Source organism: Streptomyces lincolnensis, assembly GCF_021173675.1.
Lineage (GTDB): Bacteria > Actinomycetota > Actinomycetes > Streptomycetales > Streptomycetaceae > Streptomyces > Streptomyces lincolnensis_B.
The window spans coordinates 433,247-452,353 of record NZ_JAIHON010000007.1 but is presented as its reverse complement, the minus strand read 5'-3'; the positions used below and the strand labels follow the sequence as shown (position 1 = coordinate 452,353).

The 19,107-nt window shown below is 72.7% G+C and carries 17 protein-coding genes; 12 read left to right on the top strand and 5 right to left on the bottom strand.

Annotation, left to right across the window (positions count from 1 at the left end; translation table 11 throughout):
- The first annotated feature begins 252 nt into the window (after positions 1 to 252).
- The 10 genes from K4B79_RS22965 to K4B79_RS48330 all read left to right on the top strand — a co-directional run bounded on the left by K4B79_RS22965 (position 253) and on the right by K4B79_RS48330 (position 10,060).
- The gene (locus tag K4B79_RS22965; protein WP_232028749.1) at positions 253 to 972 is read left to right on the top strand and encodes an alpha/beta hydrolase; all 720 of its coding nucleotides are present in this window, start codon (positions 253 to 255) and stop codon (positions 970 to 972) included.
- Positions 969 to 1,814, top strand: a complete 846-nt coding sequence (locus K4B79_RS22960) for a sulfurtransferase (RefSeq protein WP_232028748.1) — start codon at positions 969 to 971, stop codon at positions 1,812 to 1,814. The genes K4B79_RS22965 and K4B79_RS22960 overlap by 4 nt, the downstream gene beginning before the upstream one ends.
- The gene (locus K4B79_RS22955) at positions 1,811 to 2,674 is read left to right on the top strand and encodes an ABC transporter permease (protein WP_232028747.1); all 864 of its coding nucleotides are present in this window, start codon (positions 1,811 to 1,813) and stop codon (positions 2,672 to 2,674) included. Before K4B79_RS22960 ends, K4B79_RS22955 begins: the two co-directional genes overlap by 4 nt.
- 2 nt (positions 2,675 to 2,676) lie before the next feature.
- Entirely contained in the window at positions 2,677 to 3,393 is a 717-nt protein-coding gene (locus K4B79_RS22950; RefSeq protein ID WP_232028746.1) for an ABC transporter ATP-binding protein, read from the top strand.
- Positions 3,390 to 4,355, top strand: a complete 966-nt coding sequence (locus K4B79_RS22945; RefSeq protein WP_232028745.1) for an ABC transporter substrate-binding protein — start codon at positions 3,390 to 3,392, stop codon at positions 4,353 to 4,355. The genes K4B79_RS22950 and K4B79_RS22945 overlap by 4 nt, the downstream gene beginning before the upstream one ends.
- A 38-nt stretch (positions 4,356 to 4,393) precedes the next feature.
- Positions 4,394 to 5,491 carry an LLM class flavin-dependent oxidoreductase gene (locus K4B79_RS22940; protein WP_232028744.1) on the top strand — a complete coding sequence of 366 codons (1,098 nt, stop codon included), beginning with the start codon at positions 4,394 to 4,396 and terminating at the stop codon, positions 5,489 to 5,491.
- A 10-nt stretch (positions 5,492 to 5,501) separates the two neighbouring features.
- Entirely contained in the window at positions 5,502 to 6,512 is a 1,011-nt protein-coding gene (locus K4B79_RS22935) for an ABC transporter substrate-binding protein (RefSeq protein WP_232028743.1), read from the top strand.
- Positions 6,509 to 7,615, top strand: coding sequence for an acyl-CoA dehydrogenase family protein (locus K4B79_RS22930; protein WP_232028742.1), 1,107 nt, complete (start codon positions 6,509 to 6,511; stop codon positions 7,613 to 7,615). The genes K4B79_RS22935 and K4B79_RS22930 overlap by 4 nt, the downstream gene beginning before the upstream one ends.
- The gene (locus tag K4B79_RS22925) at positions 7,612 to 8,988 is read left to right on the top strand and encodes an FAD-binding oxidoreductase (RefSeq protein WP_232028741.1); all 1,377 of its coding nucleotides are present in this window, start codon (positions 7,612 to 7,614) and stop codon (positions 8,986 to 8,988) included. Before K4B79_RS22930 ends, K4B79_RS22925 begins: the two co-directional genes overlap by 4 nt.
- 85 nt (positions 8,989 to 9,073) lie before the next feature.
- Positions 9,074 to 10,060, top strand: a complete 987-nt coding sequence (locus K4B79_RS48330; protein ID WP_232028740.1) for an AraC family transcriptional regulator — start codon at positions 9,074 to 9,076, stop codon at positions 10,058 to 10,060.
- Positions 10,061 to 10,301: 241 nt separating this feature from the next.
- Here K4B79_RS48330 and K4B79_RS22915 read toward each other — a convergent pair whose 3' ends face one another.
- Both K4B79_RS22915 and K4B79_RS48325 read right to left on the bottom strand, forming a co-directional pair.
- A complete protein-coding gene (locus tag K4B79_RS22915) occupies positions 10,302 to 10,709 on the bottom strand; it encodes an SseB family protein (RefSeq protein ID WP_232028739.1) in 408 nt (135 codons plus the stop codon).
- Positions 10,710 to 10,834: 125 nt separating this feature from the next.
- Positions 10,835 to 12,076, bottom strand: coding sequence for an acyl-CoA dehydrogenase family protein (locus tag K4B79_RS48325; RefSeq protein WP_232028738.1), 1,242 nt, complete (start codon positions 12,074 to 12,076; stop codon positions 10,835 to 10,837).
- A gap of 196 nt (positions 12,077 to 12,272) precedes the next feature.
- Between K4B79_RS48325 and K4B79_RS22905 the strand changes: the two genes are divergently transcribed.
- The gene (locus K4B79_RS22905; protein WP_232028737.1) at positions 12,273 to 13,532 is read left to right on the top strand and encodes an alpha-L-fucosidase; all 1,260 of its coding nucleotides are present in this window, start codon (positions 12,273 to 12,275) and stop codon (positions 13,530 to 13,532) included.
- A 121-nt stretch (positions 13,533 to 13,653) separates the two neighbouring features.
- Here the strand turns inward: K4B79_RS22905 and K4B79_RS22900 are convergent, their stop codons facing one another.
- Positions 13,654 to 14,196, bottom strand: a complete 543-nt coding sequence (locus tag K4B79_RS22900; protein ID WP_232028736.1) for a cysteine hydrolase family protein — start codon at positions 14,194 to 14,196, stop codon at positions 13,654 to 13,656.
- Entirely contained in the window at positions 14,193 to 15,695 is a 1,503-nt protein-coding gene (locus K4B79_RS22895; protein WP_232028735.1) for a purine-cytosine permease family protein, read from the bottom strand. Before K4B79_RS22895 ends, K4B79_RS22900 begins: the two co-directional genes overlap by 4 nt.
- Before the next feature lie 115 nt (positions 15,696 to 15,810).
- On the opposite strand from K4B79_RS22895, the gene K4B79_RS22890 reads away from it, so the two are divergent.
- On the top strand, positions 15,811 to 17,265 hold the full coding sequence (locus K4B79_RS22890; RefSeq protein ID WP_232028734.1) for a glyceraldehyde-3-phosphate dehydrogenase: 1,455 nt from the start codon (positions 15,811 to 15,813) through the stop codon (positions 17,263 to 17,265).
- A gap of 83 nt (positions 17,266 to 17,348) precedes the next feature.
- Here the strand turns inward: K4B79_RS22890 and K4B79_RS22885 are convergent, their stop codons facing one another.
- Positions 17,349 to 19,064 (bottom strand): IlvD/Edd family dehydratase, encoded by a 1,716-nt coding sequence (locus tag K4B79_RS22885; protein WP_232028733.1) that lies wholly within the window; start codon positions 19,062 to 19,064, stop codon positions 17,349 to 17,351.
- Positions 19,065 to 19,107 lie beyond the last annotated feature (43 nt).

The window sequence follows — 19,107 nt, the reverse complement described above, 5'->3', positions numbered from 1 at the left end:
GGGCCGGTCATGATGGGCACATGCTGCACGCAACCGCCAACGCTGCCCTTCTGACGCAGCGCCGGGTCATCGACTTCGGCGTCGCGTGCAGCGCGCGCTGTTGCTGACCGCGCGCCGCGTCTCGCCGTAGTCCGCGCCGCCCCTTTCCGCAGCCCCCGTCCTCTCGCCGACGCGTGACCGTCGGCCCGGGCTGCCCTTTTCCACCTCTTTCCGTATGGATGCCCCCTGCCCTGAAACGGGAGCTGCCCCCTCATGTCCTCATCTTTCTCCCGGAAATCCTTCTCCTGGGACGAACCCGAAGGCCTCGCCGCGCGCGGCACGCTGGTCGTGCTGGCAGGTCGGGGTGAACACGGCGGCGTGTACGAGCGGTTCGGCCGCCGTCTCGCCTTCGACGCCTACCGGGTCCGCGCCCTGGGCGACCCGGCCGCCGATCCGTCCGTGCTCGACGAGGCGGCCGAGCTGCTCGCCGACGAGTCGTCGCCCGGCCCGAAGGTGCTGGTCGGCTCGGACACCGGTGCCCAGTACGCCGTTCATCTCGCCGCCGGGCGAGCGGCGGCCGTCGACGCGCTGATCCTGGCCGGTCTGCCCACCACTGCCTGGACGGCGGGGAGTTGGGAGTCCGAGGTCGAGGCCCGCACCGCCTGCCCCACCCACCGGGCCCGGCTCACCGACGACCCCGCCTTCCGTCGGGGCGCGCTGGGCGAGTCCCCACGGCTGCCCGAGCCGCGCCTCGACCTCGTCCGCGTTCCCGTCCTGGCCCTGCACGGCAAGGACGACACGGTGAGCCCGGTGGAGCAGGCGCTGAAGGCGTACGCCGGACATCCCTCGGTGCGCACGGTGACCTTCGACGGCGGCCGGCACGACGTCCTCAACGACGCCTCGCACCGCACGGCCGCCGCGACCGTCGTGCTGTTCCTGGAACGCCTGCGCCTGTCCCCCGAGCTGCCCGTGATCGCGGAGGGACCGGCATGAGCGCGCGGGTGACGACGACGGTCGCCGAGCTGCGCGAGCTGCTCGCCTCGGACGAGCCCCCGGTCGTCCTCGACGTCCGCTGGGCGCTGGGTGATCCGCACGGCCGCGCCCACTACGCCGAGGCGCACATCCCGGGCGCGGTCTACGTCGACCTGGACACGGAGTTGGCTGCCCCGCCGAGCCCCGAGGGCGGTCGGCATCCGCTGCCGCGGACCGAGGATCTCCAGGAGGCGGTCCGCCGGTGGGGCATCCGGCAGGGGCAGCAGGTCGTGGTCCACGACGACCTGGGCAACACGGCCGCCGCCCGCGCCTGGTGGCTGCTGCGGCACGCCGGACTGACCGGAGTGACCCTCCTGGACGGGGCCCTGGGCGCCTGGCGTGCGGCAGGGCTGCCGCTGGAGTCGGGCGTGCCGGCCGACCCGCCGCCCGGTGACGTCGTCCTGGCAGAGGGCGCGCTGCCCACCGTCGACGCGGAGGGAGCCGCCGAACTCGCCCGGTCCGGGCTGCTGTTGGACGCGCGCGCCGCCGAGCGCTACCGCGGCGAGGTGGAGCCGGTGGACCCACGGGCCGGGCACATCCCCGGTGCGGTCTCCGCGCCGACCGGCGAGAACCTGGCCGCGGACGGCACGTTCCTGCCCGCCGGGGAACTGCGCGAGCGGTTCGCACGGCGGGGCGCCGGCACCGCGGAGCGGATCGGCGTGTACTGCGGTTCGGGCGTCACCGCCGCCCACCAGATCGCCGCGCTGGAGATCGCCGGTTACCGGGCCGCGCTCTTCCCCGGCTCCTGGTCCGCCTGGTCCGCCGACCCCGCTCGCCCCGCCGCACGGGGAGGCCGGCCATGACGACGAACGCACCGGTGCTGGACACCACCGTGGACAGGCCCGCGCCGTCCGCCCGCGTCACGGTCCGCGGCACCACCAAGGCCGGTCACCGCTTCACCGTCCCTCGTTCCGTACGCCGTTCCGCGGGCCCGGTGGGCCTGGTGCTGCTGTGGTTCCTGGCCTCGGCCACCGGCGTCCTCCCGGAGTCCGTGCTGGCCTCCCCCGTGGACGTCGTACGGCAGGCCGTGGAGCTGACCAGGAGCGGTGAACTCCCCGACGCCATCGCCGCCTCGGGCCGCCGGGCCGCCGTCGGATTCCTGATCGGCGCGTCCGTCGCCCTGAGCCTGTCCCTGCTGGCCGGCCTGTTCCGGCTCGGCGAGGACGTCATCGACTCCTCGATGGGCATGTTCCGGGCGATCCCCTGGGTGGGCCTGATCCCGCTGTTCATCGTCTGGTTCGGCATCGAGGAGACCCCGAAGATCGCACTGGTCGCGCTCGGTGTGACCTACCCGCTGTACTTCAACATCTACGGCGGGATCCGCTCCACCGACGCCCAACTCGTCGAGGCGGCCCGGATGATGGGGCTCGGCAGGCTGGGGCTGATCGCCTACGTGATCCTGCCGAGCGCCCTGCCCGGTGCCCTGGTGGGCCTGCGGTACGCGCTGTCCACCGCCTGGCTGGCGCTGGTCTTCGCCGAGCAGATCAATGCGGATGCCGGGCTCGGCTATCTGATGAGCAACGCCCAGCAGTACTTCCGTACGGACGTCATCGTGCTGTGCCTCGTGGTGTACGCGCTGCTCGGGCTGGCCTGCGACTTCGCCGTACGGATCCTCTCGCGCCGGCTGCTGACCTGGCGCGCCAACTTCGAGGGCGAGGCCTAGAGATGCCCAACAGCGTGGAAGCACGCGGCCTTTCGCGGGCCTTCGACGGCACCACGGTGCTGCACGAGCTCGATCTCGACATCCGCCAGGGCGAGTTCGTGGCCCTGCTCGGGCACAGCGGCTGCGGCAAGTCGACGCTGCTGCGGATCCTGGCCGGACTGGACGAGGAGATCGGCGGCGAGGTCACGGTGCCCGCCCGGCGCAGTGCCGCGTTCCAGGCGCCACGGCTGCTGCCCTGGCTGAAGGTGTGGCGCAACGTGGTCCTCGGACTGCCGGGGCGCCCCGACCGGGGGCTCGCCGAGAAGGCCCTGGACGAGGTCGGCATCGCGGACCGCGCGGGTGTCTGGCCGAAGACGCTCTCGGGCGGACAGGCCCAGCGCGTCTCGCTGGCCCGCGCCCTCGTCCGCGAGCCCGAACTGCTGCTGCTCGACGAGCCGTTCGGGGCGCTGGACGCCCTGACCCGCGGCCGGGTGCAGCAGCTGGTGGCCGAGCTGTGGCAGCGCCACGGCTGCGCGATCCTCCTGGTCACCCATGACGTGGAGGAGGCGCTGCTGCTCGCCGACCGGGTCCTGGTGATGGACGAGGGCCGGATCGCCCATGAGCTGACCGTGGACCTGCCCCGCCCCCGCGACCTGACCGCACCCGAGTTCGTCACCCTGCGCGCCCGCCTGCTGAGCTGGCTGGGCGTGCACCGCACCCTGGAGGGAACGCCGTCATGATCCGCAGAATCGCGGCCGCCGCGCTGAGCCTGACCGCCCTGATCGCGCTGACCGCCTGTGGTGCGGACTCCTCGGCGGACGCCTCCTCGCGGCAGGTCACGCTCACCATCGGCGACCAGGCCAAGACCCTCCAGACGATCGTCGCCGCGTCGGACGCGTTGAAGGGCGCCCGGTACAAGGTGAAGTGGGCCGAGTTCGAGGGCGCCGCCCCGCTCTACCAGGCGGTGCAGGCGGGTGCCGCCGACACCGGGTACTCCGCGGACCTGCCCGCGCTCCAGGCCCTCAGCGGCGGGGTCCGGGTCAAGAACGTGGCCGCGCTGAAGAACGACGGCAGGCATGTCGGGCTCGTCGTCCGCAAGGACTCCGGGATCGACAGCGTGCGGGACCTCAAGGGCCAGAAGGTGGTGGTGTCCTCCGCCAAGGGCAGCGTCGCGGAGTATCTGCTCGCCAACGTGCTGAAGCAGAACGGTCTGGACTACGGGGACGTCCAGGTGCAGTACCTGCTGCCGACCGACGCGCAGGCCGCGTTCGCCTCCGGCAAGGTCAAGGTCTGGGCGACCTTCGGCGTCTACCAGGCCGTCGGCCTGGAGGAGGGCGGCAGGCTGCTGGTCGACGGGGCGGACGGCCGGGTCAGCGGGTTCGGGTTCGTCAACGCCTCCGACCAGGCCCTCGGCGACCCGAAGAAGAAGGCCGCGCTCGCCGACTTCCTCCAGCGCCTGGGGGCGGCCCTCCGGTGGACCAGCACCCACCAGGACGCCTACGCCCGGGCCATCGAGACCCGCAACGGCGCCGACCCGACCGTGGCCAAGACGCTCGCCTCCGCCGCGTACAGCGAGGTCCTGCCGATCACCGACGAGGTGAACACCACCGTCCAGGGCGTGGCCGACCTCATGCACGGCATCGGCGTCCTCGATCCGAACGTCGACGTGGCGAAGTCGGCCGACACGTCCCTGCTCAAGTAGCCGACCCGTCCCCACTCAAGCAACCACGGGAGTCGCTCATGCCTGTCGAGTTCATCAGTGCCGTCCACACCGACGCCGGGGCCTCGGGTCCGGCCGCCGCGAGCCGTACCGGGCTCGACGTCGACCATCTGCGCACGTACGCTCGCGCCCTGGACGACGGCGGCTTCGACCACACCCTGGTCGCCTACCACTCGGCCTCGCCCGACGCCTTCCAGATCGCCCAGTTCGTGGCCACCCACACCGAACGGATCCGCCCGATCCTGGCCCACCGGCCCGGCGTGATCTTCCCGACGCACGCGGCCCGCGCGCTGGCCACCCTGGACCGGATCAGCGACGGCCGGCTGACCGTGCACATCATCTCCGGCGGCAGCGACGAGGAGCAGCGCCGGGAGGGCGACTACCTCGGCAAGACCGAGCGGTACGAGCGCTCCGACGAGTACATCCAGATCCTCAGGAAGGTCTGGCGGTCCGACGGGCCCGTCTCCCACGAGGGGAAGTACTTCCGCTTCGAGGGCTACCACTCGGACGTGAAGCCGGTGAACGGGCTGGTCCCGATCTCGGTGGGCGGCTCCTCCCAGGACGCCTACCGGGTGGGCGGCCGGCAGGGCGACATCTTCGGGCTGTGGGGCGAGCCGCTGAAGGAGACCGCCGAGCAGATCGCCGCCGTCAACAAGGTCGCGGCGGCCGCCGGGCGCCCCGATCCCCGGATCTGGGTGTCGTTCCGGCCCATCATCGCGCCCACCGACGAACTCGCCTGGGAGAAGGCGCACCGCACACTGGGCGTGCTCAAGGACCAGGCACGCAACACCGAGTTGCTGCGCCACCACCGCACCACCGGCCGCCCGGCCAACGTCGGTTCCCAGCGGCTGCTGGACATCGCCGACCGGGGCGAGGTCCACGACCGCTGCCTGTGGACCGCCCCCGCGGTCGCCACCAACGCCGCCGGCGCCTCCACCGCCCTGGTGGGCTCTCCCGAGACCGTCGCCAAGGCCCTCCTGGACTACGTCGACATCGGCTGCGACCTGCTGTCGATCCGCGGCTACGACCCGCTGAACGACGCGATCGACTACGCCCGTCACGTGCTGCCGCTGGTCCGGCAGGAACTCGCCCACCGCGCCACCACCCACGCCGCCTGATGGAGTTCCCGTGTTGTTCCCCCGTACCCTCCGCTCGTCCGCCGCCGCGCTCGCCCTGCTCCTGCCGTTCGCGGCGGCCTGCGGCACCGAGGCGCAGGCGGAGTCCTCCTCCGCGATCACCCTGAGAGTCGGCGCCACCGGCTGGAAGGCCGAGGAGGCCGTCCTGAAGTACGCCGGCCTCGACGACACCCCGTACAAGGTGCGGTGGAGCCAGTTCCAGGGCGGCGACCAGCAGCTCCAGGCCGTCCGGGCCGGGGCGCTGGACCTGGCCTCCTCCAGCGAGATCCCGCCGGTCTTCGCCGCCGCCGACGGCGACCCGAACTTCAAGGTCGTCGCCGTGCAGCGCGGAGCCACCCTCAACCAGGAGGTGGTCGTCCCCAAGGGCTCGAAGGTGACCGGCATCGCCGGCCTGAAGGGCAAGAGGGTCGGCTACGTCCAGAACACCACCGCCCACTACTTCCTCTACGAGCTGCTGAAGCGGGCGGGCCTGAAGTGGTCCGACATCCAGGCCAAGCCCCTCCTGCCCAACGACGGGCTCGCCGCCCTCAACGGCGGCGCCATCGACGCCTTCGCCTCCTACGGCACCTCGATCATCACCGCCCACCAGCAGGGCGCCACCACCGTCGGCTCGGGCAAGGACATCCTGTCCGGCAACTTCCTGTGGTCGGCGCGGGACAGCGTGCTGGAGAGCCCGGCGCGCACAGCGGCCGCCGCCGACCTGATCGCGCGGATCACCAAGGCGTACGCGTACGTCCGTGACGGCCACGAGGAAGGCTTCGCGCAGATCACCGCCGACGCCACCCACCAGCCCCTGGCCCAGGCCAGGAAGGACCTGGTCGACGCCCAGGCCCAACGCCCGACCCGGGCCCGCCCGGTCGGCGCCGCCGCCATCGCCTCGCAGCAGAAGGTCGCCGACGCCTTCACCGAACTCGGGGCGCTCAAGAAGCACCTGGACGTGAAGTCCTTCTGGACTACCGAACTGAACGCCGACCTCAACGCCGACCTGAAGAAGGCCCTGTGACCGAGCGCATCGCCGACCTGGCCGCCGAGTACGACCGTTCGGCCGCCTTCCCCGCGGAGTCCCTGCGGATCGCGCACGAGGCGGGCCTGCTCACCGCGACCGTCGGCGAGCGGTACGGCGGCCGGGGCGGAGGCGTCGAGGACACCGCCCGCATCCTGCACGCGCTGGGGCGGCTCGACCCGTCGGTCGCGCTGATCGCGGCGATGACGCTGACCACGCACGCCCGGCAGGCCGCCGTACCGCACTGGCCCGAGGAGCTGTACGCGCGGGTGGCCAAGGAGTCGTTCGCGCGCCCGGTGCTCGTCAACCACGCGCGCGTGGAGCCCGAGTTGGGCTCCCCCGCGCGGGGCGGGCTGCCCGCCACCCGGGCCCGGCGCACCTCCGACGGATGGGCGGTCAGTGGCACCAAGCGGTTCGTGACGGGCGCCGAGGGGCTGGACTGGTTCCTGGTGTGGGCACACACCGACGAGGACGAGCCGCGCGTGGGCACCTTCCTGGTGCCCGGCGACTCGCCCGGTATCGAGGTCACCGGCCGCTGGGACCAGTTGGGGCTGCGGGCCAGCGGCAGCCACGACGTGACCTTCCACGCGGTGGAGATCCCGTACGAGCACGTCATGGGGCTCGCCCCGCACGGGCCGGCCGCCGAGCAGGACAACCGTGCGGGCGCCGCCCTCCATGTCCCGCTCGCCGCCCTCTACCTGGGCGTGGCCCGCGCCGCCCAGGCGTTCTTCCACGCCTTCGCCGGGGAGCGGGTGCCCGCGAACCTGGGTCATCCGGTGGCCCGTACCGAACGCTTCCGGCGTGCGGCCGGGGAGATCGAGGTGCTGTTGGCGTCCGCCGAGCAGCTGGTGTTCGACGGGGCCGCGAAACTCGACGCCGCCGATCCCTCGTACAGTCCCGAACAGGCCCTGGGCGCACGGGTGCTGGCCGACCGGCACGGCGTACGGGCCGTGGAGCTGGCCGTACGTCTGCTGGGCAACCCGGGTCTGGCCCGCGGCAACCCGCTGGAGCGGCACTTCCGGGACATCCAGTGCGCGCCCGTGCACGCGCCCCAGGAGGACATCTCCCTGCTCGCCATCGGAACGAAGGCCCTCACCCCGTGACCACGGCACCTGACACGACCGTCTCCGCCCGGCTCCTCGGGCTGCTCGCCCGTGACCTGCCGCCCGACCGGCTGGCCACCGACCCGGCCGCCCTGGCCGCCCACGCCACCGACCGCTCCGGCACCCGCCCCGCCGGGGAGCCCCTGGCCGTGGTGCACGCCCGGAGGACCGCGGACGTCACGGCCACGCTCCGGCACGCGCACGCCCTGCGGGTGCCGGTGGTGCCGCGCGGGGCGGGCACGGGGCTGTCGGGCGGGGCCACGGCGAGTGAGGGATGCCTGGTCCTGGACCTGTCCGGGATGCACCGCATCCTCGAACTGTCGGCCGACGATCAGCTCGCCGTCGTGGAACCCGGCGTCATCACGGCCGAGTTGGACCGGGCGGCCGGCGTCCACGGCCTGCGGTACGCGCCGGACCCGGCGAGCGCCGCGTGGTCCACCATCGGCGGGAACATCGCCACCAACGCGGGCGGCCTGCGCTGCGCCAAGTACGGGGTGACCCGGGACAGCGTGCTGGGCCTGGAGGCGGTCCTCGCCGACGGGACGGTGGTCAGGACCGGCCGCCGTACCGTCAAAGGAGTCACCGGCTACGACCTGACCGCGCTGCTCACCGGCTCGGAAGGCACCCTCGCGGTGATCACCGCGGCGACGCTGCGGCTGCGGCCCGTCCCGGTGGCGACGGCCACGCTCGCCGCGTGCTTCGCCTCCTTCGAGGCGGCGGCCGAGGCCTCGTACGCGATCACCCGGGCCGGGGTCGAGCCCGCGCTGGCCGAGCTGGTCGACGGGCCGGTGCTGCACGCCATCGACCCGGCGCTGCGGGAGCGGGGAGCGGCGCTGCTGGTGGTGCAGTGCGACGGCGCGGGCGCGGCGGCGGAGGCCAAGGCGGTCGCGGAGCTGCTGGCACCCCTGGCCACGACGGTGGAGGCCACCGAGGACCCCGCCGAGGCCGAGGCGCTGTTGGCCGCCCGCCGGCTCGCCCTGCCGGCGCTGGAGCGGCTGGGCCGGCCGCTCATCGAGGACATCGCCGTGCCGCGCTCCCGGCTGGCGGAGGCGGTCCGGGAGATCCGGGCGATCTCCGCGCGCCACGAGGTGCCGGTGTTCACGCTCGCGCACGCGGCGGACGGGAACCTGCATCCGATCATCGTGGTGGACCCCTCGCTCGACCGGCTGCCGGAGGCCGCCTGGGAGGCAGCCGGGGAGATCTTCGCGCTCGCGCTGCGGCTCGGTGGGACGCTCACCGGCGAGCACGGTGTGGGAGTGCTCAAGCGGCAGTGGGTCGCCGAGGAACTCGGGCCCGCGGCCCACGCGTTGCAGCGCGGACTCAAGGACCTCTTCGATCCCCGCGGCATCCTCAACCCCGGCAAGAGCCTGTGAAATTCGGCCGGCCGCGGCTCGGCATGTCCGGCGTCCCAGGGGCCATGCTCAACGAAGAGCGAGCGGGAGGGGAGCTGACACCACTGTGGCCGACAACCCGGACCGGCCCACCGAGTTCAGCAGTTACACGACACGCTCGGTGGACGAAGCCCGCGATGCCATCGCGGCGCACTACTACGACCTGCGGCTGGAGGTGACCGGCCGCCCCGGGGACTTCGTCACCGGGCTGGGGGTGGTCGAACTCGGCGCGCTCACCGTGGGCGACATCAGCTTCGGCACCGAGATGCGGATGCGATTCGGCGAGCCGGGCGTCTACCACCTGGCCATACCGCTGGAAGGCTGTTTCAGCATTCAGGAAGGGGCGGCGCGGCCCTCGATCGCCACGGCACGGCACGCCGTGCTCTTCGACCCCGGGCAGGACATCCGCATCGACGCGTGGTCGGCCGACTGCCACACCCTGACCGTGAAGATCGACAAGGCGGCGCTGCTGCACCAGCTGGAGCTGCTGCTGGGCAGGCCGCCGCGTCGGCAGCCGTCCTTCGAGCCCTACGTGGACGTCTTCGAGGGCGCGGGTCACAGCTGGGCCCAGCTGGCCCTGTGGTGCCTGCGGGAGCACGAACTCGCGGGCGGGCTGCTGCACCGCCCGATCGTGCGCGGGCGGATCGAGCAGACCCTGCTGGAGGGGGTGTGGCTCGCCGCGCGGCACTCCTACCGGGGCGAGCTGGAGGCCCCCGCGCCGCGGATGCGCCCGGCCGCGGTGAAACGGGTCATGGACGCCGTACAGGAACTGCCGACCGAGCCGTACGACGCCGCCCGGCTGGCGGCCATCGCCCAGGTGAGTCTGCGCACCCTGCAACAGGCGTTCCGCACGCACGTGGGCATGACCCCGATGGCGTACGTCTGCGAGGTACGCCTGCAGCGGGTGCGGGCCCAGCTGCGCACGGCGGCTCCGGGGTCGACGACCGTCGCCGCCGTGGCGCACGAGTGGGGGTTCGTGCACCTCGGCCGCTTCGCTCGGCGCTACCGGGAGCGGTTCGGCGAGCCGCCGTCGCGCACGCTGCGCAACGGGTGAGAGCGCTCGGCGCCAATCCCCCGCGTTTTGCGGACATGCGCCGCGCAATGCGGAGCGACGAAACGCGTGTGACGGCCCTATGGTCTGGGCACGGCGATCGCGGCTGCCGGGGCCGAGCGGAGTCGGCGCCACTCGTCACCTGCCCGCGAGAACCCGGGTGCGGAAGCGGGAGAGTTTCCGTGCCCCTCAGCGGGCCCGGCCGCTCCCCTCCCGCTCCGGCGGCAGGCCGGGCCCGGTCCGTTCAGCCCTGCGGCCTGGCCAGCAGGGTGCGCACCCCCTCGGACGTGAGCGTCAGCGGGTGCGCCGAACTGGCGTCGATGGTCAGCGACAGGTCGTCGGTCGGCCACTGGGCGGCGAGCGCGCCCAGCGGGACCAGCCGGTAGCGGGAGACGTACGGAAGCAGGTCGGCCATCTCCGGTTCGGAGGTGAAGACCGGCACCACGGCGGCGCCGTCCGACTGCTCCAGCACGGGCAACGCCACCGTGGTGGGGTCGGCGCCCGTCTCCTGGCCGGCGTCGTCGGGCACCGGGACGAGTACCTCGCTGCCGGCGAGGGTCTCCAGTGCCGCGGTGTCCTCGGTGTTCTGGGCCAGCGCGTCCAGCGCCCGCCGGGCCGGTGTGACGGTGTTGTCGTGCGCGGGTGTGTCCATGGCTGATGTCCCCTGGTAGCGGCGGTCGTGCGGCCCGCCCGGGGCAAGATCGCCCAGGGCGCGGTCCTGCTCGCGTACCCGGAGGCGGGCGGAGCATGCGTGCGAATGCGAACGCCTCGGGTCTTTCAGGGGATGAGAGGGATGTCCTGCGACGGCAGGCCCAGACGGTCGCGGCCGACCCTGCGGTACAGCGGCTCCGCCATGCTCGCGCCGACGTGGCTCCAGTAGGTCGCCGCGTCCCGGAAGTAGCGCTGCATGCGCTCGCCGTCGCGCGCGTACCGGGAGCCCGCCGTGCGGAACAGGCTGCCCTGGAGGACGTCCCAGGCCATGCGTCCGGCGTTGAGGAACATCAGCGCGAGCCGGTTGTCCTCCACGAGGGTGAAGGGCGCCGCACCGCTGACGTTGCGGCGGCAGGTCTCCATCCAGTCCTCGGCGGTCTGCCGCAGCGCCGCCTCGGCGGTGTCGATCAGGCCCAGTGCCTCGCCGAGGTGCCGCTGGTAGTCGTGCAGGTCGGCGCGGGTGCGGTCGGGTTCCATGAGCAGGGGGCGGGCGGCGATCACCCGGGCGTACTCGTCGGCGGCGGCGTACGCGGTGCCGATGATGATGGCGGCCAGCTCGCCGTGGAAGAAGCTCGGCGCGCGCCCCGCGTACAGCGGGTTGCCGTGCAACCGCGAGCCGACGCTGCCGCCCTGCACCGGCAGGTCGAGCAGACTCGCCTCAAGGGCGAGGTGGGCCGGTATGCGGGCGTTGTCCATGCGGATGCTGTTGGAGCCGCTGCCGCGCAGACCCAGGACGCCGTGCCAGTCGTCGAGCACCGTCCACACCGACCGCGGGGCGACGAACAGCACCGGCGGCCCCGGCGGGTCGCCGGGCTTTTCCGGGGCGCCGAGGCTCTGGCCGACGTAGTGCGTCGAGTAGGGGGCGCCGGAGGAGTACGGCCAGGTGCCGTCGAGGACCACATGGCCGTCGCCGTCGGGCCGCGCGATGCCGACGGGTGCGGCCGTGGAGGCGGCCCGGAAGTCGCCGTCGGCACCGAAGATCTCGTCCTGGGCCTTCTCCTCGAAGACGGAGGCGACCTGGAGGACGTGGGCGGCGGTCAGCGACAGGGCCCAGCCGGTGGACGGGCAGCCGCGCGCGATCTCCACGACCACGCGGTAGAAGACGGGCAGGTCCACCTCGTGGCCGCCGTACCGGCGCGGCTGGAGCATGCGGTAGAAGCCGGCCTTCAGGAAGTCCTCGTGGGTGTCCTCGGGGTAGTGCGTGAGCCGTTCGGTCTCCGCCTGGCGTTCCAGGAGGGCGGGCCTGAGGGCCACGGCCCGTTCGACGAGGTCGTTCGCGGTCGGTCCGGGTTCGGGAGCGGCGAGCACGCTGCCTCCTGGTGTGGGGGGCCGTCCGTTCGTGACGCGATACGAGTGATTGAACACGGCAAGCGGTTCCCGGTACCGACCGGATATCGCCAAGTGCGGAGCCCGGCCCGCGGTGGTGACGGCCGTGGTGAAAACGGACCACCAGTGGTGATCACCGCCCACGCGCCGCCGGCCGGTTCCCGCCTAGCGTGGTGCCATGCCGATGCAACCCTGGTTCCGCGACGCCAAGCTGGGCGTCTTCGTCCACTACGGCGTCTACGCGGTCGACGGCGTCCCGGAGTCCTGGTCCTTCTACCTCGGCCAGGTCCCCCACGACCGGTACATGCGCCAGCTGGACGGTTTCACCGCCTCCCGGTACGACCCGCGCGCCTGGGCCGGTCTGTTCGCCCGGGCGGGCGCCCGGTACGCGGTGCTCACGGCCCGCCACCACGACGGCGTGGCCCTGTGGGACACCGCCCACGGCGACCTGGACGTCGTCCGGCGCACCCCGGCGGGCCGCGACCTGATCGCCGGCTACACCGACGCGCTGCGCGAGCGGGGCCTGAAGGTGGGTCTGTACTACTCGCACTCCGACTGGAACCACCCGGACTACGCCAGCACCCGCCACCCGTCGCTCGACGACGACAACCCCTACTCCGCCGCCGCCCCCGGCACCGAGGACCCCGAGGCCTGGGCCCGTTACCTCGACTACCGCGACGGCCAGGTGCGCGAGCTGGTGGAGCGGTTCCGGCCGGACCTGCTGTGGTTCGACGGGGAGTGGGAGCGCACGGAGGAGCAGTGGCGGATGGGGAGGCTGGCGGAGTTGATCCTGTCCGGCAACCCCGACACGGTGCTCAACGCCCGCATGCTCAGCCACGGCGACTACGCCACCCCCGAGCAGGGTGTGCCGCTGCAAGCTCCCGACGGGCCCTGGGAGTTGTGCCTGACGGTCAACGACTCGTGGGGTTTCCAGCACGACGACCACAACCACAAGTCGGTGCGCCAGCTGGTGCGTTACTTCACCGAGACGATCGGCATGGGCGGCAACCTGCTGCTGGACGTCGGCCCCCGGGAGGACGGCACGATTCCCGAGGCGCAGGCGGAACGCCTGGAGGGGCTGGGCGAGTGGATCGCCCAGCACGCCGAGGCCGTGTACGGCACGGTCGCCGGGCTGCCGGCGGGGCACCACTACGGCCCGAGCACCCTCGCGGCCGACCGCCGCACGCTGTACCTGATGTGCTTCGATCCGCCGCGCGAGACGTTGTCCGTCCGCGGCCTGCGCAACCGGATCCGCCGGGTCACCGTCCTGGGCACGGGGACCGAGGTCGGGCACCGGGTCTCCGGCGGACTGCACGACGTGCCCGGCGTGACCTGGATCGACGCTCCCGGTCCGAAGGACGTCGACGAGTACGCCACCGTCCTGGCGGTGGAGCTCGACGGGGAGCTGGATCTTTACCGGGGTACGGGGCGGGACTGACGGCCGGGACACGGGGAGGGCCCGGCGACCGGGACGCGGGGAGGGCCTGGCGACCGGGAGGCTCCGGGACCCGGGCAGGGCCTGACGGCCGGGGTATATGGAGAGGGCCTGGCCGCCGGATTCAGGCTCGCGTCAGGGTCTCGACCGTCACCACCCGGATCAGCGGCCGGTACAGGTCCATCACCGCCAGCGCCTTGGCGTGCGAGGCGTCGTCCGCGCCCGCGCACGCGTCGGCGGCCACCAGGACCTCCACTCCCGCGTCGGCCGCGGCCAGGGCGGTGGACAGCACGCAGCAGTCGGTGCTCACCCCGGCCAGGACGAGACGGCCCTCCGGGCCGACACGGGCGGCGAATTCCGGGCCCCACTTGCCGAAGGTCGGCGCGTCCAGCACATGGCCGTCCCGGGCGGCGAACTCGTCGGTGAGCCGCCACAGTTCGGCCTGCGGCGGCTGGAGCGCGAAGGGCCACTGCGCGTAGTAGGCCCGCCAGGCGCCGGCCGGCTGGTCCGGGGCCAGGAAGCGGGTGAACGTGACGCGGTCGCCGAAGGCCGGCAGCAGTCGTCGTACGCCCTGGGCCGCCTCGGTGAAACGCGGGGTGGCCCAGGGGCTGCCGGGGTCGGCGAAGACGCGCTGCATGTCGATGACGGCGAGCAGTCCGGCGCTCATGCGACCGCCCCCTCGTCCGCCGTCGGGCTCGGCGCCTGGGCCTCCTGGGCGCGGATCCGGCCGCGGCCGAGGGCCAGGGTGCCGAGGAAACCGAGGGCGAGGGCGGCCAGGACGCCGAGGTTGGCGTAGGCCCAGGAGCCGGACTTGCCGCCGAGGCCCAGGGGCTCAAGGAGGTAGCCCTGCCACTCCAGCCAGCTCGCGGCCGCGTTGGTGACCAGGCCCCAGCCGAGAGCGGTGGCGCCGAGGGTGAGCAGCAGCGGGGTGAGCGGTACGTCGCCGTAGCGGCCCCGGGGACGGTAGAGGTCGCCCTCGTCGTAGTCGCGGCGGCGCAGCGCGAGGTCGGCGAGCATGATGCCGCACCAGGCGGCGATGGGGACGCCGAGGGTGGTGAGGAAGCCCATGAACTGGCCGAGGAAGTCGTCGGCGACGAACACGATGTAGATCGAGCCCGCGATCATCAGGACGCCGTCGAGCAGGGCGGCCAGGTAGCGGGGCACGCGCAGACCGGCGGAGAGCAGGGCCAGGCCCGAGGAGTAGATGTCCAGGACCGCGCCGCCGACCAGGCCGAGGACCGCGACCACGGCGAAGGGGACCAGGAACCAGGTGGGCAGGAGCGTGGTCAGGGCGCCGATCGGGTCGGCGGCGACCGCCGTGTTGAGGTCGGTGGAGGAACCGGCGAGCAGCAGGCCGAAGACCAGCAGGAGCAGGGGGGCCACCGAGGCGCCGAAGGTGGTCCAGCCGATCACGCCCCGGCCCGAGGAGGTGCGCGGCAGATAGCGGGAGTAGTCGGCGGCGGCGTTGACCCAGCCGAGCCCGAAGCCGGTCATCATGAACACCAGCGCGCCGATGAACTCCTGCGCGGAGCCCGCCGGGAGGGCGCTGACGGTGCTCCAGTGGATGTGGTCGACGACGAGCGCGATGTAGACGAGGGTCAGCACGCCCGTGACGACGGTGATCAGGGTCTGGAGCCGCATGATCACGTCGTAGCCCATGACTCCGCCGACGACGGTGAGCGTGGCGACCACGATCAGGGCGACGACCTCGGTCTCGGTGCCGCCGCCCCAGCCGAGCCGTCCGAACACGGTCGCGGTGGCCATGGTCGCCAGGGAGCACAGCACGGTCTCCCAGCCGACCGTGAGCACCCAGGAGATCACCGAGGGCAGGCGGTTGCCGCGTACTCCGTAGGCGGCGCGGCTGAGCACCATGGTCGGCGCGGAGCCGCGCTTGCCGGCCACTCCGACGAAGCCGCACAGCAGGAACGAGAAGACGATGCCGATCACTCCGGCGATCAGCGCCTGCCGGAAGGAGATCCCGAAGCCGAGCGCGAAGGCGCCGTAACTCAGCCCGAGAATCGACACGTTGGCCCCGAACCAGGGCCAGAACAGCGTGCGCGGGGTGCCCTTGCGCTCGGTGTCGCCGATCACGTCGAGGCCGTGCCGCTCCACCTGGAGCTGCCGGTTCGCGGATCTTCCGTCGGTGGGTCCCGGGACGTCAGCCATCGACGAAGAGTAGCCGGGGCTCCGGCCCACCCGCTTCCTCACCGACCCCCGGGGACCGACCCCCACGACCATGTGTTTAACATATGAGCGCCGCCTAGCTCGAAAGATAGAGACTGTGACTGTCAACGACGACTCGTTCACCGACTGGAAGACCCGCGAGGAGATCGCGGAGTCGATGATCCCCCTCATCGGGAGGCTGCACCGCGAGCGGGACGTCACCGTCCTGCTGCACAGCCGCTCCCTGGTGAACAAGTCGGTGGTGAGCATCCTCAAGACCCACCGCTTCGCCCGTCAGATAGCCGGCGAGGAGCTCTCGGTCACCGAGACCCTGCCGTTCCTGCGGGCGCTCACCGCGCTCGACCTCGGCCCGTCCCAGATCGACCTCGGCATGCTCGCCGCGACCTACCAGGCCGACGACCGCGGTCTGTCGGTGGCGGAGTTCACCGCCGAGGCGGTCGCCGGCGCCACCGGCGCCGACAAGATCGAGCGCCGTGAGCCGCGTGACGTCGTCCTCTACGGTTTCGGCCGCATCGGCCGCCTGGTGGCCCGGCTGCTCATCGAGAAGACCGGTTCCGGCAACGGCCTTCGCCTGCGCGCCATCGTCGTCCGCGGGGGCGGTGCGGGAGCCGACGGGGACCTCGTCAAGCGCGCCTCGCTGCTGCGCCGCGACTCCATCCACGGCCAGTTTCAGGGCACGATCACCGTCGACGAGACGGACAGCACGATCATCGCCAACGGCAACGCGATCAAGGTGATCTACGCGAACGACCCGTCCGAGGTCGACTACACCGCGTACGGCATCGACAACGCCATCCTCATCGACAACACCGGCAAGTGGCGCGACCGCGAGGGTCTGTCCGAGCATCTGCGGCCCGGCATCGACAAGGTCGTGCTGACCGCGCCGGGCAAGGGCGACGTCCCCAACATCGTGCACGGCGTCAACCACGACACGATCAAGCCGGACGAGCGGATCCTGTCCTGCGCGTCCTGCACCACCAACGCGATCGTGCCGCCGCTGAAGGCGATGGCCGACGAGTACGGCGTGCTGCGCGGCCACGTGGAGACCGTCCACTCGTTCACCAACGACCAGAACCTGCTGGACAACTACCACAAGGCCGACCGCCGGGGCCGCTCCGCGCCGCTCAACATGGTCATCACCGAGACCGGCGCCGCCTCCGCCGTCGCCAAGGCGCTGCCCGACCTCAAGGCGCCGATCACCGGCAGCTCGATCCGGGTGCCGGTGCCGGACGTGTCGATCGCGATCCTCAGCCTCCGGCTCGGCCGCGAGACCACCCGCGCGGAGGTCCTGGACCACCTGCGCGAGGTGTCCCTGACCTCGCCGCTGAAGCGTCAGATCGACTTCACCACCGCCCCCGACGCCGTCTCCAGCGACTTCATCGGCTCCCGCCACGCCTCGATCGTCGACGCCGGTGCCACCAAGGTCGACGGCGACAACGCCATCCTCTACCTCTGGTACGACAACGAGTTCGGCTACTCCTGCCAGGTCATCCGGGTCGTCCAGCACGTCTCCGGGGTGGAGTACCCGACGTTCCCTGGCCCGGCGGCCTGACGTCACGGCGGCCGGGCCCGGTGTCGGGTCCGGCCGGTGGCGGTCTCAGGACGCGGCCGGTGACAGTTCTCCGGACCCGGCGGTCAGTGCGACTCGCGGCTGACCTCCGACCCGCTGGAGCCGACCAGGAAGTCGAGGTCGGCGCCGGTGTCGGCCTGGAGGACATGGTCGACGTAGAGCCGTTCCCAGCCGCGCCGCGGCTGCGCGAAGCCGGCGACGGTCTCCTTGTTGGGGACCCTGCGGGCGAGTTCGTCGTCGGAGACGTCGACATCGATACGGCGGCCCGGGACGTCGAGGGTGATGACGTCCCCGGTCCGCACCAGCGCCAGCGGGCCGCCGGCCGCGGCCTCCGGGGCCACGTGCAGGACGACCGTGCCGTACGCGGTGCCGCTCATCCGGCCGTCGCACACCCGGACCATGTCGCGGACGCCCTCGGCGAGGAGCTTGCGCGGCAGGGGCATGTTGGACACCTCCGGCATGCCGGGATAGCCCTTGGGGCCGCAGCCGCGCAGGACCAGCACCGAGTCGGCGTCCACGTCGAGGTCCGGGTCGTCGATGCGGGCGTGGAAGTCCTCGATGGAGTCGAAGACGACGGCCCGTCCGCGGTGCCGCAGCAGGTGCGGGGAGGCCGCGGCGGGTTTGATGACCGCGCCGTCGGGTGCGAGGTTGCCACGGAGTACGGCGATGCCGCCCTCGGCGACCAGCGGCTCGGCGCGGGTGCGGATGACCTCGCCGTCCCAGATCGGGGCGTCGTCGAGATGGTCGACCAGCGGGGTGCCGTCGACGGTCAGGGCCTCGGGGTCGAGCAGGTCGCGGACCTCGCGCAGGACCGCGAGCAGTCCGCCGGCCCGGTGGAAGTCCTCCATGAGGAAGCGGCCGGCCGGCTGGAGGTCCACCAGGACCGGCACCCGCGAGCCGATGCGGTCGAAGTCGTCCAGCGTCAGGTCGATGCCCAACCGGCCCGCGATGGCCAGGAGATGGACGACCGCGTTGGTCGAGCCGCCGACGGCCGCCAGCGCCACGATCGCGTTGTGGAAGGAGGCCCTGGTCAGGAAGGTGCCCGGCCGCCGGTCCACGGCGACCATGTCCACCGCGAGCCGTCCGGTGTGGTGCGCGGCCTCCAGCAGCCGGCTGTCGGGGGCCGGGGTGCCGGCCACCCCGGGGACGACCGTGCCGAGGGCCTCGGCCACCAGGGCCATCGTCGAGGCGGTGCCCATGGTGTTGCAGTGTCCGCGGCTGCGGATCATCGCCGACTCGGAGCGGGTGAACTGCTCCTGCGAGAGCGTCCCGGCCCGCACCTCCTCCGACAGCCGCCACACGTCGGTGCCGCAGCCCAGCGGCCGGCCGCGGAACGTGCCGGTCAGCATCGGGCCGCCGGGCACCACGACGGCCGGCAGATCGACCGAGGCGGCGGCCATGAGCAGCGACGGGATCGTCTTGTCGCAGCCGCCCAACAGCACCACGCCGTCGATGGGGTTGGCCCGCAGCATCTCCTCGGTGGCCATCGCCGCCATGTTGCGCCACAGCATCGCCGTGGGCCGCACGTTCGTCTCGCCCAGCGACACCACGGGCAGGTCCAGCGGGATGCCGCCCGCCTCGTGGACACCGTCGCGGACGGAGGACGCCACCTCGTCCAGATGCGCGTTGCAGGGCGTCAGGTCCGAGGCGGTGTTGGCGATGGCGATCTGCGGGCGCCCGGTGAAGGCGTCGCCCGGCGCCCCCCGCCGCATCCACGCCCGGTGAATGTAGGCGTTGCGGTCCTCACCCGCGTACCACTGGGCACTGCGGAGCCTCACCATGGAGCCCCTTCCGGTAATCGGTACGACGATCTACAGTCGGGAT

Excerpts from the sequence above, each read along its gene's own strand:
- K4B79_RS22950 (WP_232028746.1), top strand. The coding sequence starts at position 2,677 with ATGCCCAACAGCGTGGAAGCACGCGGCCTTTCGCGGGCCTTCGACGGC.
- K4B79_RS22900 (WP_232028736.1), bottom strand. The coding sequence starts at position 14,196 with ATGAGCGCCGGACTGCTCGCCGTCATCGACATGCAGCGCGTCTTCGCC.
- K4B79_RS22945 (WP_232028745.1), top strand. The coding sequence starts at position 3,390 with ATGATCCGCAGAATCGCGGCCGCCGCGCTGAGCCTGACCGCCCTGATC.
- K4B79_RS22915 (WP_232028739.1), bottom strand. The coding sequence starts at position 10,709 with ATGGACACACCCGCGCACGACAACACCGTCACACCGGCCCGGCGGGCG.
- K4B79_RS22895 (WP_232028735.1), bottom strand. The coding sequence starts at position 15,695 with ATGGCTGACGTCCCGGGACCCACCGACGGAAGATCCGCGAACCGGCAG.
- K4B79_RS22955 (WP_232028747.1), top strand. The coding sequence starts at position 1,811 with ATGACGACGAACGCACCGGTGCTGGACACCACCGTGGACAGGCCCGCG.
- K4B79_RS22940 (WP_232028744.1), top strand. The coding sequence starts at position 4,394 with ATGCCTGTCGAGTTCATCAGTGCCGTCCACACCGACGCCGGGGCCTCG.
- K4B79_RS22965 (WP_232028749.1), top strand. The coding sequence starts at position 253 with ATGTCCTCATCTTTCTCCCGGAAATCCTTCTCCTGGGACGAACCCGAA.
- K4B79_RS22960 (WP_232028748.1), top strand. The coding sequence starts at position 969 with ATGAGCGCGCGGGTGACGACGACGGTCGCCGAGCTGCGCGAGCTGCTC.
- K4B79_RS22885 (WP_232028733.1), bottom strand. The coding sequence starts at position 19,064 with ATGGTGAGGCTCCGCAGTGCCCAGTGGTACGCGGGTGAGGACCGCAAC.
- K4B79_RS22905 (WP_232028737.1), top strand. The coding sequence starts at position 12,273 with ATGCCGATGCAACCCTGGTTCCGCGACGCCAAGCTGGGCGTCTTCGTC.